This is a genomic window from Microbacterium esteraromaticum (genome assembly GCF_028747645.1).
Lineage (GTDB): Bacteria > Actinomycetota > Actinomycetes > Actinomycetales > Microbacteriaceae > Microbacterium > Microbacterium esteraromaticum_C.
Genome location: NZ_CP118100.1, coordinates 3,009,945 through 3,024,426, shown reverse-complemented (window position 1 = coordinate 3,024,426; position 14,482 = coordinate 3,009,945). Strand labels below are relative to the sequence as shown.

The 14,482-nt window shown below is 67.7% G+C and carries 13 protein-coding genes; 11 read left to right on the top strand and 2 right to left on the bottom strand.

The window, feature by feature from the left end:
* Positions 1-223: 223 nt before the first annotated feature.
* The 10 genes from PTQ19_RS14530 (at position 224) to PTQ19_RS14485 (ending at position 11,649) form a co-directional block, all read left to right on the top strand.
* On the top strand, positions 224-886 hold the full coding sequence (locus PTQ19_RS14530) for a GntR family transcriptional regulator (protein WP_222446724.1): 663 nt from the start codon (positions 224-226) through the stop codon (positions 884-886).
* 107 nt (positions 887-993) lie between these two features.
* Positions 994-1,959 (top strand): tripartite tricarboxylate transporter substrate binding protein, encoded by a 966-nt coding sequence (locus PTQ19_RS14525; protein ID WP_274367850.1) that lies wholly within the window; start codon positions 994-996, stop codon positions 1,957-1,959.
* Positions 1,959-2,477 (top strand): tripartite tricarboxylate transporter TctB family protein, encoded by a 519-nt coding sequence (locus tag PTQ19_RS14520; protein ID WP_274367849.1) that lies wholly within the window; start codon positions 1,959-1,961, stop codon positions 2,475-2,477. The genes PTQ19_RS14525 and PTQ19_RS14520 overlap by 1 nt, the downstream gene beginning before the upstream one ends.
* A complete protein-coding gene (locus PTQ19_RS14515; RefSeq protein ID WP_274367848.1) occupies positions 2,474-4,096 on the top strand; it encodes a tripartite tricarboxylate transporter permease in 1,623 nt (540 codons plus the stop codon). Before PTQ19_RS14520 ends, PTQ19_RS14515 begins: the two co-directional genes overlap by 4 nt.
* Positions 4,093-4,962: a dihydrodipicolinate synthase family protein gene (locus tag PTQ19_RS14510; RefSeq protein WP_274367847.1), complete on the top strand. Its 870-nt coding sequence runs from the start codon at positions 4,093-4,095 to the stop codon at positions 4,960-4,962. Before PTQ19_RS14515 ends, PTQ19_RS14510 begins: the two co-directional genes overlap by 4 nt.
* Before the next feature lie 58 nt (positions 4,963-5,020).
* Positions 5,021-6,001 (top strand): LacI family DNA-binding transcriptional regulator, encoded by a 981-nt coding sequence (locus PTQ19_RS14505; protein ID WP_206550994.1) that lies wholly within the window; start codon positions 5,021-5,023, stop codon positions 5,999-6,001.
* Positions 6,002-6,296: 295 nt separating this feature from the next.
* Positions 6,297-7,784 (top strand): FGGY-family carbohydrate kinase, encoded by a 1,488-nt coding sequence (locus PTQ19_RS14500; RefSeq protein ID WP_274367846.1) that lies wholly within the window; start codon positions 6,297-6,299, stop codon positions 7,782-7,784.
* Between the two features lie 23 nt (positions 7,785-7,807).
* The gene (locus PTQ19_RS14495) at positions 7,808-9,439 is read left to right on the top strand and encodes a fucose isomerase (protein WP_274367845.1); all 1,632 of its coding nucleotides are present in this window, start codon (positions 7,808-7,810) and stop codon (positions 9,437-9,439) included.
* A gap of 128 nt (positions 9,440-9,567) precedes the next feature.
* On the top strand, positions 9,568-10,551 hold the full coding sequence (locus PTQ19_RS14490) for a hypothetical protein (RefSeq protein ID WP_274367844.1): 984 nt from the start codon (positions 9,568-9,570) through the stop codon (positions 10,549-10,551).
* Between the two features lie 96 nt (positions 10,552-10,647).
* On the top strand, positions 10,648-11,649 hold the full coding sequence (locus tag PTQ19_RS14485; RefSeq protein ID WP_274369086.1) for an IS481 family transposase: 1,002 nt from the start codon (positions 10,648-10,650) through the stop codon (positions 11,647-11,649).
* A 94-nt stretch (positions 11,650-11,743) separates the two neighbouring features.
* On the opposite strand, the gene PTQ19_RS14480 is transcribed toward PTQ19_RS14485, so the two are convergent.
* The gene (locus PTQ19_RS14480; RefSeq protein WP_179409725.1) at positions 11,744-12,328 is read right to left on the bottom strand and encodes a hypothetical protein; all 585 of its coding nucleotides are present in this window, start codon (positions 12,326-12,328) and stop codon (positions 11,744-11,746) included.
* Positions 12,329-12,483: 155 nt separating this feature from the next.
* On the opposite strand from PTQ19_RS14480, the gene PTQ19_RS14475 reads away from it, so the two are divergent.
* Entirely contained in the window at positions 12,484-13,698 is a 1,215-nt protein-coding gene (locus PTQ19_RS14475; RefSeq protein ID WP_274367843.1) for a glycosyltransferase, read from the top strand.
* A 48-nt stretch (positions 13,699-13,746) separates the two neighbouring features.
* Here PTQ19_RS14475 and PTQ19_RS14470 read toward each other — a convergent pair whose 3' ends face one another.
* The gene (locus tag PTQ19_RS14470; RefSeq protein WP_179409727.1) at positions 13,747-14,121 is read right to left on the bottom strand and encodes an SHOCT domain-containing protein; all 375 of its coding nucleotides are present in this window, start codon (positions 14,119-14,121) and stop codon (positions 13,747-13,749) included.
* Positions 14,122-14,482 lie beyond the last annotated feature (361 nt).

The following is a 14,482-nucleotide window of genomic DNA, read 5'->3' as shown; positions in this document are numbered from 1 at the left end:
GCGCCGCTCAGCCGGGCGGTGCGAAAGCGAGAAGGGGAGAGTATCTGTGACTCGGACTGTCACCGGACATGATGAACCACCTCGCTTTCCGTACTCGGGGCTTGTGCGTTGCGCGTTCCAGGAACCGCTGCGCCTCTCAGCCTACTTGTGGTGATCATGGGTGCCACCTGTGGTTGTACCCTGTCAACAGTTGACAGGATTCGGGTGAACAAGAGGAGAACGCGTGGCGGACACAGTCAAGCGCGGTGAGTCGTTGGGGGCGCAGGTCGCCAACGTGCTGCGCCAGCGGATCGTGCGCGGTGACCTCGCTCCGGGCGAGCGCATCACTGAAGAAGCGCTGGCTGAGGAGTTCGACGTCAGCCGCGGACCGATCCGCGATGCGCTGACGCAACTGAGCTTTGAGAAGCTGGTGCGCATCCAGCGGCCCCGTGGAGTGTTCGTCGTCGGGCTCACCAGGGATGATGTCGATCAGCTCTACAGTCTGCGTGCGGCGCTCGAGCAGCTCGCGCTTTCGCGGGCGATCCGCGTCGAGGACGACGCGCGCTGGCAGACGATGGCGCGCGCGGTGCGCCGCATGACCGAAGCTGCCGAGGTCTCGGATCACACCGCTTTCGCGGCGGCCGACCTCGACTTCCACTCGCAGATCTACGCACTCGCCGACCACCCGCGTCTCGAGGGCGCGTGGCGCCAGTACCTGCCGACGTTCTCGGCGTTGCTCGATGTGACGATCAATCACGATTCGGATCTGCACGACTCCGCCGTCGATCACGTCGCGCTGTTCGACGTCATGCGCAGTGGCGACGCGGCGAAGGCCGCCGATGTGCTGACGGCGCACCTTGACGGGGCTCGGGATCGGATGCTGAGTGAGATCGCCATGTCCGAATGACGTGTCGCGGCATAGGTGCTCGGCTTGGTCGTTGACTGTTAACAGTCAACACTGATACGGTCGGGGAGGCCGACAACCGGGTCGGTCCCCGCACCCGAGGAGCAAAGATGCCCCGCATCCGCATGACCCGCGCGACGGTCGCCATCGCAACCGCCGCCGCAGCCGCGCTCGTCCTGGCCGGCTGCAGCCCGGTGGAAGAGGGCGGCGAAGCGTCGTCCTTCCCCGACAAGGACATCCGTCTGATCATCCAGGCCAACCCCGGCGGCGGTTCCGACCTGTCGTCCCGCGCACTGGCATCCGAGCTCGAGAACATCCTCGATGTCAGCGTGATCCCCGAGAACATGCCCGGCGCCGCGGGTGCGCTGGCCATGGAGTTCGTCGGCGCTCAGGAGGCCGACGGGTACGTGATCGGCTTCGCCCCCGTCGAGATCGCCATGCTCAACACCACTCAGGGCGCCGACGTGCTGCCAGAGAACTACGACCTGCTGGGTCAGATCATGCTCGCGCCCGGTGTCGTCACCGTCGGCGCCGACAGCGGAATCGAGTCGCTCGACGACCTCGTGGCCCAGGCTGAAGCGGGCGCCGTGACGGTCGCCAACTCCGGAGCCGGGTCGATCTGGGAGGCCGCGACGCTCGGCCTCGCCGACGCGACCGGTGCCGAGTTCACGCCGGTCGCCTACGACGGCGGCGCCACCGCCGTCGGCGCGGCGGCATCCGGTGAGACCGTCGCGGCCGTCTCCGGGCTCGGCGAGGCACTCGCCCAGGGTGAGGCCGTCCGCATCCTGGCCGTCATGCACGACGAGCGCCACCCTGACGCGGCCGACGTGCCGACGGTCGAAGAGGCGATCGGCGAGGCCGTGGAGTTCGGCGGATGGGGCGGGATCTACGCACCCAAGGGTCTGCCTGACGACGTGAAGGCGACGCTCGAGTCGGCGGTGCAGCAAGCTGTGGAGTCGGACTCGTACCAGGCCTTCCAGAAGGATGCCGGAAACCTCGTCGTGTACCGCGACTCGGCCGAGTGGACCACCTTCGTCGGCGAGCAGTTCGACCTGTTCCAGGAACTGCTCGGCTGATGACCGACGTCGTCGACACCGACCTTCGGGGAGCGGCACCCTCCCGCTCCCTGGAGGTCGTGTTCGCCGCGGTCGCCCTCGCGGTCGCGGCGGGGTACCTGCTGCTGGCGACGCAGATCCCGTTGCGGCGCGAAGCCGCTCCAGGGCAGATCGACGCCCGCTTCTGGCCGACGGCGATCGGCGTCGCCGCCGTCGCGACCGCGATCGTGCTCCTCGTCGTCGCCCTCACTCGCCCCGCACCGACCCGCGATGACGTTGAACGCATCCAGCCGGGCGGTGTGCTGCGCGTCGTGCTCACCATCGTCATCGCGGGGGCGTTCATCGCCGTGTGGTCCCTTGGATCGGTGGTGCTGTTCGGCTATCGCATCGAGGTGTTCCCGATCGCCGCCGGACTGCTCATGGCCGGACTCATGCTGCTGTACGGGCACCGACGCTGGCTGAGCCTCATCATCTACTCCGCCGCGGTGACAGCATTCGTCTACGCCGTCTTCGGCATGCTTCTGAGGATCCCCCTATGACTCCCATCATCGACGGGGTGAACTCGCTTCTCGACATCTCGATCGTCCTCTACATGGGTGTCGGGCTCGTGCTCGGATTCATGGTCGGCGCCTTCCCCGGGATCACCGCCACAATGGCCGTCGCACTGGCGGCCGGGTTCACGATGACGCTCGAGCCGGTCCAGGGCCTGGCCGTGCTACTCACGATCTACGTCACCGCGAACTTCGGTGACCGAGTGCCGTCCATCCTCATCAACACCCCCGGCACACCGGCATCCATCGCCACCACACTCGACGGATACCCGATGGCCAAGCAGGGGCGTGCGGGGCTCGCCCTGACCATCTCGGCGATCGCCTCGGCGATCGGCATCCTGGCATCCCTCGTGCTCTTCGCGATCGCAGCCGTGCCGATCGCGAACTTCGCCCGCGACTACTTCCGTTCTCCCGAGCTGTTCGCACTGGTCGTCTTCGGCATCGCCATCATGATCGGTATCTCTTCAAAATCGATGCTCAAGGGCATCCTCGCGGGCCTGTTCGGACTCATGCTCGGCACGGTGGGCACCTACTCGGCGACAGCTGACCAGCGCTTCACCTTCGGGCTGCTCGAACTCGTCGAGGGCGTGAACTTCATCGCCGTGATCATCGGCCTGTTCGGCATCGCGGAACTCTTCGATCAGCTGCTCACCCACCGCAAGAACCGCACGCGACCGATCTCCAGCCTGGGCCGCTGGTGGCCCAACCGGCGCGAGCTGAAGCAGAGCGGGAGAGCGACCGCGGTCGGCGGCGCTGTCGGACTCGGCGTGGGCCTGATCCCCGCCGCCGGCGGCGACATCGCCGGCCTCATCGGGTGGGAACGCGCGCGCAAGATGTCGAAGACCCCCGACGCCTTCGGCAAGGGGTCGATCGAGGGAGTCGCGGCATCCGACACGGCCTCCAGCGCGACTCTGGGCGGCTCGCTCACCACGACCATGGCGCTCGGCATCCCCGGCGACTCGGTGATGGCCGTGATGATCGGATCGATGATCATCTGGGGAATCACCCCAGGGCCGAATCTGTTCTCGGACCGCCCCGACCTGGTCGTCTCGATCGTCGGCATCATGCTCGTGGCCACCCTGCTGGCGCTCGGACTGAGCCTCGTGCGCATGAAGGGCATGGTCAAGCTGCTCGATGTGCCGCAGCCGTATCTGTGGAGCGGCATCCTCATCTTCTGCATCATCGGCACTTACGCCACCTCGAACAGCCTCTCGACGGTCATCACCATGCTCGTCTTCGGGGTGCTGGGTGTGCTGCTCAAGCGCATGCAGGTACCCGCCGGACCGATCGTGCTCGGGCTGTTGCTCGGACCACTCGCCGAAGAGAACCTCGCACGCACGCTCGCGATTCTGCCGACGCGGCCGTTCTTCGAGGTCGTCAGCCCGATCGCGATCGCACTGCTGCTGCTGGCCGTGCTCTCGATCGTGATGCCGGCGATCCGTTCGGCCCGCAAACCGCGCGCTGAACGGGCATCCTTCGCCGAGTCGGTGCTCGACACCGCGAGCCTCGAGCAGATCGCTCACGCCCACGACCAGCTCGCGGCCGATCCCGACCTGCTCACGTCGACCGTGCGCACAGAGAAGAAGAACCCCAAGGAGAAGAAGTGACCCGCTATGACATCCTCACCGCGATCCCGACCGCCTTCGGGCGTGACGGAACGCTCGATCTCGAGGGGTCGCGTGCGATCTTCCGATACGTCGCCGCGTCGGGCAACGAGGGGGCGTTCGTGCTCGGCACGACCGGGGAGTTCCCCGCGGTCGACGTCGAGGAGTTCTCGGATCTCGTCGCAGCGGCGCTCGACGAACTCGCCGACCGCATGCGGGTGATCGTGCACGTCGGTCGTCCCAGTGCCTTCGAGGCGGTGCGGCTCACGCGGATCGCTCGCGACCTGGGTGCTCGCGAGTTCGCAGCGCTGACGCCGTACTACCTCCGGTCGTCGGATGATGCGGTGTACGAGTACTTCCGTGCGGTGTCGGATGCTGTCGGCGACGGCCGCCTGTACGTGTACGTCTACCCGGCGCGCAGCGGTAATCCCGTCACGCCGCAGTTGCTCGTGCGGCTGGCGCAGCTGCCCAATGTCGTCGGCGCGAAGGTCAGCGAGCTCTCCCTGGAGGAACTGGCAGCGTACCGGGCGGTCGTGCCCGCCGACTTCGAGCTCTACACAGGCGCCGACCGGGATCTGATCGCGGCCGTCGAGGTGGGCGCGCAGGGCGTCGTCTCGGGGGTCTCATCCGTGACGCCGAAGCCGTTCCGAGCGCTCGCCGAGGCCGGTCGAGCCGGTGATGCGGCCGCGGTCGCCGCCGCTCAGGTAGCCGTCGACGAGGTGGTCTCGGTCGTCGGGGGAGACATGGCGCGTATGAAGGAGGCGTACCGAGTGCTCGGCGTCGCCGATGCGTACTGTCGGATGGCCCTCGACGAGCCCGACGCCGCTGCGCGCGCCGCGGTTGCCGCGGTCGTAACGGCGCACGGCTAGGCGGGAGTGGCGGGAGGGGGCGCGGCGCTAGAGTGAGCAGCGAGCTCAGGGGGAACACGTGGCCACGATCTACGACGTCGCGAAGCGCGCCGGCGTCTCACCGGCGACCGTGTCGCGGGTGTTCAACGGCACCAGCGTCTCGCCCGAGAAGGTCGAGGCGGTGCGCGCGGCCGCGGAGCAGCTGAACTTCACGCCCAACCGGGCGGCGCGCACGCTGCGCAGGCAGAGTTCCGAGGTGATCGCCCTGGTGATCCCCGACATCGAGAACCCCTACTTCACCGAGATGGCGCGAGGGGTCGAGGATGCCGCGAGCGAGGCCGGCTACTCGGTGGTGCTGTGCAACTCCGACGCCGACGTCGAGAAGGAATCGACCTACCTGCGCATTGCGATCGCCGAGAACATGGCCGGGGTGATCCTGGCGGCAGCATCTGACCACACGAACCTCGACGAGATCCTCGCCACCGGACGCCCTGTCGTGGCCGTAGACCGCGGCACCGGCTACGGCATCGACGGCGTCGTGATGGCGAACCGCGCCGCCGGCGAAGCTGCGACCCAGGAGCTCATCCGTGCGGGCTATCGCCGTATCGCGTGCATCAGCGGACCGACGCACATCGATACCGCTGCGGAACGCGCCGCGGGATGGCGCGACGCCCTCGACGCCGCCGAGCGCGCGGTCGACCCCGAACTTCTGCGCGTCTCGACTTTTCGTGTCGACGGCGGCAGGGCCGCGATGGAAGAGCTGCTCGCCCTGCCCGAACCCCCGGATGCCGTCGTCGCGAGCAACAACCTCATCGGCGTCGGCGCGATCCAGGTGCTCACCGAGCATGGGCTCACGCCTCCCGCCGTCGGGGTCGCGGTCGTCGGCTCACTGCCGTTCACCACGCTGTCGCCCAGCGCGGTCACCGTCGTGCGGCTTCCCGCCCGTCGCATGGGGGTCACTGCCGCGCGGATGCTGCTCGAGCGCATCCGCGGGAATGACCAGCCGGCCCGTTCGGTGGTCCTGCGCGATGAGGTGCAGCCCGCCAGCATCCGGCGCTGACGCGCCGCCCGCTGACCTGGCGCCCGCTGTCGCGCCGGGCGCTGGTCCGGCACCCGCTGGTGCGCCGCCCGCTATCACGGCGTCCGCTGTCCCGGTATCCGCTGTTCAGGTCGCACTTTCTCCCGCTTCAAGCGCAGCGAAACGGGAGAAAGTGCGACCTGAACACGCGCGGCACCACGGTTCCGGGAGAAAATGCGACCTGAACGCCCGCGGCACCGCGAGTCCGCACCCGCACTTGCCGCTTGAAATCGATTTCGCGTACGCTGGGTTCAGCTTGTCGTATCAAGGAGGACACATGCGCTGCACCCTCGGGGTCGACATCGGAACGTCGAGCAGCAAGGGCGTGCTCGTCGCCGACGACGGCACGATCCTCGCGACTGCCACGCGCGCGCACGAGGTCGATCGCCCGCACACCGGCTGGGTCGAGATGGATGCTCGCATCTGGTGGGACGAGTTCGTCGCGATCGCCCGCGAACTGCGAAAAGCGCACCCGGACGCCCTCATCACCGCCGTGGGAGTGAGCGGCATGGGCCCCTGCGTGCTGCTCGCCGACGAGCATGACGAGCCCGTGCGTCCCGCCATCCTGTACGGCGTCGACACCCGCGCCGCTGAGCAGATCGACCGGATGACCGACGAGCTCGGCCCGAAAGAGATCACCCGCATCGGAGGATCGACCCTCACCTCGCAGTCGGCCGGTCCCAAGATCGCCTGGATCGCCGACGAAGACCCGGATGCCTGGCGACGCGCGAAGCGTCTGTTCATGCCGGCATCCTGGCTGGCGCGCAAGCTCACCGGGGCCTACGTGCTCGACCACCAGTCGGCCAGCCAGAGCTCCCCGCTCTACGACATCGAGAACGAGCGCTGGCACGACGCCTGGTGGCAGCAGTATGCAGACGGCATCGAGCAGCCGCCGCTCACCTGGGCGGGTGAGATCGCCGGGACGGTGACGGCGACAGCATCCGCCCTCACCGGCATCCCCGAGGGCACCCCCGTCATCACCGGAACCATCGACGCATGGAGCGAAGCCGTCAGCGTCGGCGCTCACGGCGACGGCGACCTGATGCTCATGTACGGCACGACCATGTTCCTCATCGCGACGGGAGCGCAGACGCTGCGCACGCCCTCGATGTGGACCACGGCCGGAGCCTTCTCCGGCACCCGCAACCTCGCCGGCGGACTCTCGACCTCGGGCGCCCTCACCGCCTGGCTCAAAGATCTCACCGACGCCGACTACCCGCAGTTGCTCACCGAGGCCGAAGCATCCGGCCCCGGCGCACGGGGGCTGCTGATGCTGCCGTACTTCGCCGGAGAGCGCACCCCGATCCAAGACCCGGATGCTCGCGGCGTCATCGCCGGACTCACTCTCAGTCACGGACGCGGCGACCTCTACCGCGCCGCACTCGAAGCGACCGCACTCGGCGTGCGCCACAACGTCGAGACCATGCGGGCTGCCGGAGCCGACATCCGCCGGATCGTCGCCGTCGGCGGAGGCACACAGGGCCGCCTCTGGCTGCAGATCGTCTCGGATGCCACCGGACTGGCGCAGCAGATTCCCGCCACCACCATCGGCGCCAGCTACGGTGCGGCGTTCCTGGCAGCATCCGCTACCGCACCCGCCGGGCAGGAGCCGCGCATCGACGCCTGGAACCCGGTCACCGAGACCATCACGCCCGATCCTGCCGCCCAACCCGTCTACGACGAGTTGTTCGACCGATACCAGCGCCTGTACGCAGGCACCCGCGACGTCGTGCACGAACTGGCCGCCGTACAACGCGCCCTCTGAACCCCCTCACAACGGAGAACCACATGAGCTACACCCTCCCCGCGCCGGTCGCGCGGCCCCAGGCCACCCCGAAGACCGCCTACCTCATCACCTCAGGCGATCTGCGCGAGTCGGCGAACATCGCCGGCTGGCCCACCCAGGTCGCGCTCGAAGCCGGCGTCACCGGTGTGCTCGAAGACCTCGGTTGGAGCGTCATCCGCCCGTTCGGCGTCGACCCCGCGACCGGGCACGGCTTCATCTCGAGCCAGCGCATGGGCATGGAGATCTTCAAGAGCATCCCTACTGACGCACCGCTCATCGTCGCGATCGCGAACTGGCAGTACTCGCACCACGTGCTCGCCGGCCTGCGCACCCACCAGGGCCCCATTCTCACCGTCGCCAACTTCGCGGGCGACTGGCCCGGCCTCGTCGGCCTGCTGGGGTTGAACGCCGGCCTCACCAAGATGAACAAGCCCTACGCCACCACCTGGTCGGTCGACTTCACCGACGCCTGGTTCACCGACGGCATCCGCGAATGGACCGAAACCGGTGCCATCGTGCACGACGCCACCCACGTGCGCCCGCTGCCCGAACTTCCCGACAGCCCCGAGAAGCAGCTCGGGCAGGCGCTCGCCGCCGAGCTCATCGCCGACAAGGCCATCATCGGTGTCTTCGACGAAGGCTGCATGGGCATGTACAACGCCATCTTCGACGACGAGCTGCTCAACCACACCGGCATCTACAAGGAGCGCCTGAGCCAGTCGGCGCTGTACGCCGAGATGCTGCGCGTCACTGACGACGAGGCCGACGCCGCGTACGACTGGCTGATCGCGCAGGGCATGACCTTCAAGTACGGCGAGGATGCTGCCACCGAACTGACCCGCGACCAGGTGCAGTGGCAGCTGAAGATGTACATCGCCGCGCTGCGGATCGCCGACGACTTCGGGCTCGACGCCGTCGGCATCCAGTACCAGCAGGGACTGAAAGACCTGGTGCCGGCATCCGACCTCGCCGAGGGCATCCTCAACTCCACCGAGCGTCCCCCGGTCACCTCCCGCGACGGTTCGCGCGTGCTGCACGAAGGCCGGGCGTTCCCGCACTTCAACGAGGCCGACGAGGGTGTCGCCGTCGACGCACTCGTCACCGACCGCGTCTGGCGGGCCATGGGACTGGTGCCCGACAACACCCTGCACGACGTGCGCTGGGGCGAGGAGTACGACGGCCAGTTCGTGTGGGCGTATGAGATCTCGGGGTCGGTGCCCGCGTCGCACCTGGGCGGCTGGGACAAGGCTGAGGGCTGGCGTCAGGGGCACGTGTTCTTCCCTGCCGGTGGGGCCACCATCAACGGGGTCTCGAAGCCCGGAGAGGTGGTGCTGAGCCGGGTGTTCATCGCCGACGGCATCCTGCAGGCCGACATCTTCCGCGCGTCGGTCATCGACCTGCCTGCTGATGAGACCCAGCGCCGCCACGACGCCACCAACCCCGAGTGGCCGATCGCGCACGTGGTGTTGCACGGGCAGACCCGCGATCAGTTCATGGCGCGGCACAAGGCCAACCACGCCCAGCTCGTGTACGCGCCTGACGCCGAGACGGCCGATAAGGCGCTGATCGCCAAGGCCGCGATGTTCGACGGCATGGGCATCAAGGTCAACCTGGTGGGCGACGTCCGCCTCTGACCCCCTTCCGCACCCGTCTATTCGTCACAAACCGGCCCTATCGCCGCCGGTTTCCTCGGATTTGTGACGAATAGACGGGGCTGTGGATAACCTCAGCGGGCCGGCGCGCGCTGCGGCAGGTTCGAAGGGTGGGACGACGACGCAGCGCGCTACCGGGCGGGATGCCCGAGGCCTTCACGATCGCGGATGCCCGAAACCGGGGCATCCGACCGGGACGGCTCGACGGCGACGATCTGATCCGGCCGCACCACGGTGTGCGTGCGATCCCGTGCGGTCCACCCGCGCACGATGAGGTGCTGACCGAGCGCGAGCGGTACTGGCGCGATGTGCGTGACCGCCACCTGCAGCGCATGCGCCACTATCTGCCGGTGCTGCCGGCGGGAGGCTACTTCTGCGGCCCGACCGCGGCGTTCATCTGGGGCATCCCGGTGCCACCGCGCGAGTGGCCCGACCTGCACATCGGCGTCCCGCGGCCGCAGCGCTCGCCGCGTCGCCCCGGCGTGGCCGGGCATCAGCACTCCGCCGGGTACGTGCGCACCCGGTTGGCGGAGGGCGTTCCGGTCACCGATCCGGCGAGCACGTGGGCGACCCTGGGCGGGTTGCTCGGCGTCGACGATCTCGTGGTCGTTGCGGATCACGTGTTGCACATACCGCGGATGCCCGGACGCCTCCGCCGCCTGGATGAGACCGCCCTCGCCACACGCCCTGAGCTTGAACTGCTCGCCGATCGCAAGGGCAGGCCTGGTGCACCCCGGCTGCGCCAGGCGCTCGAACTTGCGCGGACCGCGTCGGCCTCACCGCCCGAGACGCGCGTGCGACTGCTGATGCACGACGCCGGGTTGCCCGAGCCCGTGCTCGACCACGATGTGTACGACGATCGCGGGCGGCTCCTGGGGTGCAGCGAGCTCGCGTACCCCGAGTTCAGGGTCGCGATCGAGTACGAGGGCGACGGGCATTTGACGCCCGCGCAGCTGCGCCGTGATGTCGACAAGTACCAGTCGTACGCCGAGGCCGGTTGGACGACGGTGCGCCTGACATCCGAGCACGTGTTCCGTCGTCCCGGCGAGGCGATCCGTCGCATCCGCCACGCCCTGCGCACCGCGCGCCCCTAGCTGTAGTTCCTCGGGAGGTTGTGAACGCGTGACATAGAGAAGACCTCCGGCAAGGATGTGGGTTACCACACTCGCATCTCTAAACCGGAGGTCTCCATGACTCACGCTAATGCTCCGTTGACGCCTGAGGGGCGCCGGCGTCTTGCCCTGTTGATAACTCGTGATGGATGGTCGCTTCGCCGTGCTGCGGAGCGTTTTCAGTGCTCGCCGGCGACAGCGAAACGGTGGGTCGATCGGTGTCGGGCTGGGCTGCCGCTGACGGATCGCAGTTCGAAGCCGCGGAGGTCCCCGAATCAGTTGCCGCGCAAGACGGAGCGGCGCATCGTCGCGTTGCGGTTCACGCGTCGGTGGGGGCCGCATCGGATCGCATATCACCTGCGGTTGCATCGCTCGACGGTCGGACGGGTACTGGCCCGGTATGGGATGCCGAAGCTGACCACCGTCGATCAGGCCACCGGGCTGCCGGTGCGTAGGTCAAAGCCAAAGCGATATGAGGTTGCTGCACCGGGGCAGTTGGTGCATGTGGACATCAAGAAGCAGGGACGGATCCCGGACGGTGGCGGTTGGCGTATCCATGGGAAGGGGTCGATGCACGACCGAGCTGCCGGCGTCGTAAGAGGACGAGCGGCACGCGCCGGCGCGACGGGCTCCCGCGGCTACCGCTACCTGCACCATGCCGTCGACGACCACTCACGGGTGGCGTACTCGGAGATCCTTGACGACGAACGCAAGGAAACCGCGGCCGGGTTCTGGACTCGCGCGAACGCGTTCTTCGCCGGTATCGGCGTAACCGTCACCGCCGTGATGACCGACAACGGCGCGTGCTATCGATCACACGCATTCGCCGAAGCGCTGGGCGACACAGTGAAGCACAAGTGGACCAAGCCCTACCGGCCGCAAACCAACGGGAAGGTCGAGCGATTCAACCGCACCCTAGCCACTGAATGGGCCTACGCGAAGCCCTACACCAGCGAAGCGGAACGGACCGCCGCCTACGCGGCCTGGCTACATCACTACAACCACCACAGACCCCACACCGGCATCAGCGGCCAAACCCCATCAGCCCGTGTACACAACCTCACGGGGAAGTACACCTAGCGTCCCACCCCTTCAAGCCCGTCTATTCGTCACAAACCCGGGCAGAACGGCGCCGATAGCGCGGGTTTGTGACAAATAGAGGAAAGAGGGCAGGTCAGGCCGGGGGGAGGCGCAGAACGTCGGACTCACCCGCGGTGAGGTCATCGGCGATGCGGATGCTGCGCGCGAGGTCATCCAGCGCCCGCTCGACCGTCCCGAAGCGCTCGCGGTCGCCGCTGACGGCGTTGAGCGTGATCAGGTGCGTGCCGGTGTCCCACGTGTACGTCGCCGACGGCGGCGATGCGGGGTTCGGCGGCGTCGGCATCAGCAGCTTCTCGCCCACGCCGAGCGGGGTGGGGAAGTTCTCTGTGTCGTCGTACTCCATGGGCATGGAAGCCCGTGCCATGCGCAGCTGCGGAGTGAGCTCCTGCGCCATGGCCATGGCGACGACGAGCTCGGGATCGGCCTTCCACGTCCAGGCGAGCACCCGTCCGTCGGCCTTGCGCATCGCCAGCGGGATCGCCTGGCTCGCCAGCCACGCACCGACCCGAGACCCGGGCCGGCTGTCGTGTCCGAGCGATGCGTTCGCCTGCGCCATCAGCATCCGCACCGCGGCCTTGCGGTGCCGGCGTCCGCGCAGCCCGAGCGACCCGGTCACGGGCATCCACAGTTCGGAGTCGGCAGACGAAGTCAGACGCATGCTCCCACGCTACGCGAGCGTCCCGGCTTCCCGCTGGGAGTGCGGGTATCGGATGCTACGGCTCGCCGCCCCGGACGATACAGCCCCCTCCGGTAGAGTGGCGTGCGCCCCGGCCGCGCCATGCGGCCCTGAGCGACAGATAGGCAGCATCCTTCGTGACATCCTCCTCCGACGACCACTCGACAGGCTCTGCCGACTCCGGACGTCCTCTGAAGATCCTCATCGGATGCGACACCTTCTCCCCCGACATCAACGGGGCCGCCCGCTTCGCCGAGCGTCTCGCTGCGGGTCTGGTCGAGCGGGGGCATGAGGTGCACGTGATCGCGCCGAACACCCGCTACCGGCGCGCGGACGCCCGCACCGAGATCATCGAGGGGCAGCCGATGACCATGCACCGGCTGCCGTCGGTGCGCTGGCTGCCGCACGACTGGCTGCGGTTCATCTGGCCGTGGCGTTCGAAGCACTACGCCCGCAAGGTGCTCACGGCGGTGCAGCCCGACGTGGTGCACATCCAGTCGCACATCGTGATCGGCCGTGGCCTGGCCCGCATTGCACGACAGCGTGATATTCCGATCGTCGCCACGAATCACGTGATGGCCGAGAACATCCTCGACCACACCACGATGCCCGACTTCCTGAACCGCATTGTGCTGAAGTTCGCGTGGGAAGACGCCGAGCGCACCTTCCACATGACCCGCGCGGTGACGACGCCGACGCGCCGGGCCGCCGACTTCCTCGAGAGCACGATCGACATCGAGGGCGTCGTACCGATCTCGTGCGGCATCGACCGCCGCAACTACACGCCGGTGATCGGGCCGCGCGAGAAGAACCGCATCCTGTTCGTCGGGCGTCTCACAGGTGAGAAGCACGTCGACGTCGTGCTGCGCGCCCTGGCCAAGCTCGACCCGGCTCTCGATGTGACCTTCGACATCGCCGGCGGAGGCGATCAGCGCAAGGCCCTCGAGGTGCTCACCGCGCAGCTCGGTCTCTCGGACCGCGTCACCTTCCACGGGCGGGTGTCCGATGAGCAGCTGCGCGAGCTGTACTCGCGGTCATCGGTCTTCGCGATCGCGTCGATCGCCGAGTTGCAGTCCATCGTGACGATGGAGGCGATGGCATCCGCTCTTCCCGTCGTCGGGGCCGACGCCGTCGCGCTGCCGCACCTCGTGCACGACGGCGAGAACGGCTATCTGTTCGAGCCGGGGAACGTCGACGATCTCGTCGACAAGCTCACGCGCGTGCTCACCGCCGCGCCGGAGGAGTACGAGCGGATGCAACGGGCATCGCTCGACGGGGTGAACGGGCACGACATCAACCGCACGCTCGATACGTTCGAGGCGCTCTACCGAGACGAACCGCTTCCGGCATGAGGAAAGGGCGCCCCGCAGCAGCCGGACGCCCTTCGTGTCTGACGATTCTCAGGCCAGAGCCTTGGCCTTGAGCTTCTCGTACTCTTCGGTGGTGATCGTGCCTGCGGTCAGCAGCTTCGCGGCATCGGCGATCTCATCCGACGGGCTCTTGCCCGCCGCCTGACGAATGTACGCGTCGGTCGCGTCCTTCGCCTGCTGAGCCGAAGCAGCGCTGCGCTCGGCCATTCCCCGCCCGCGGGCGATCAGGTAGACCAGCGCGGTGAGGAACGGCACGAAGATCAGGAAGGCGATCCAGATCGCCTTGAACCAGCCGTTGAGCTTATGGTCGCGGAAGATGTCACCGATGATCGAGAACAGCACCATCAGATAGGCGACGAAGAAGAACGCCCAGATCATGTACCAGAAGAAATCCCAGAACCCCATTGTGTTTTCCTTTCTTGGGAAAGTCGGCGATGCCTGCGATCCCGATGCGTTCATCATCGGGATTTCACGGGCAACAAAGCAATAATGGCGCAGACGCGCGCCGCTGTCTGCAGTCGGTGTGCTTATTCGCGTGCCAGAGCGGCCATCGCCTCCAGTTCCAGGTCCGAGGTACTGCTCGTCGCTGACGTCGACGCCGACACCGAGTAGCGTGCCGGTGAACGTGAACGGACTGGCGTACTGCGCGCTGACCGGGTCGCCGTTGTCGTAGCCGACGCACAGCCCGTCACCACCGAGCGAGAACTTGCCCACCTGAGCGCGCATCGGTCCCTCGGCGACGACCTGGTCATCGATGTACAGCTTG

Bases quoted from the DNA above. Each gene is read 5' to 3' on its own strand.
- PTQ19_RS14520 (WP_274367849.1), top strand. From the start codon at position 1,959: ATGACCGACGTCGTCGACACCGACCTTCGGGGAGCGGCACCCTCCCGC.
- PTQ19_RS14525 (WP_274367850.1), top strand. From the start codon at position 994: ATGCCCCGCATCCGCATGACCCGCGCGACGGTCGCCATCGCAACCGCC.
- PTQ19_RS14515 (WP_274367848.1), top strand. From the start codon at position 2,474: ATGACTCCCATCATCGACGGGGTGAACTCGCTTCTCGACATCTCGATC.
- PTQ19_RS14470 (WP_179409727.1), bottom strand. From the start codon at position 14,121: ATGGGGTTCTGGGATTTCTTCTGGTACATGATCTGGGCGTTCTTCTTC.
- PTQ19_RS14485 (WP_274369086.1), top strand. From the start codon at position 10,648: ATGACTCACGCTAATGCTCCGTTGACGCCTGAGGGGCGCCGGCGTCTT.
- PTQ19_RS14480 (WP_179409725.1), bottom strand. From the start codon at position 12,328: ATGCGTCTGACTTCGTCTGCCGACTCCGAACTGTGGATGCCCGTGACC.
- PTQ19_RS14495 (WP_274367845.1), top strand. From the start codon at position 7,808: ATGAGCTACACCCTCCCCGCGCCGGTCGCGCGGCCCCAGGCCACCCCG.
- PTQ19_RS14500 (WP_274367846.1), top strand. From the start codon at position 6,297: ATGCGCTGCACCCTCGGGGTCGACATCGGAACGTCGAGCAGCAAGGGC.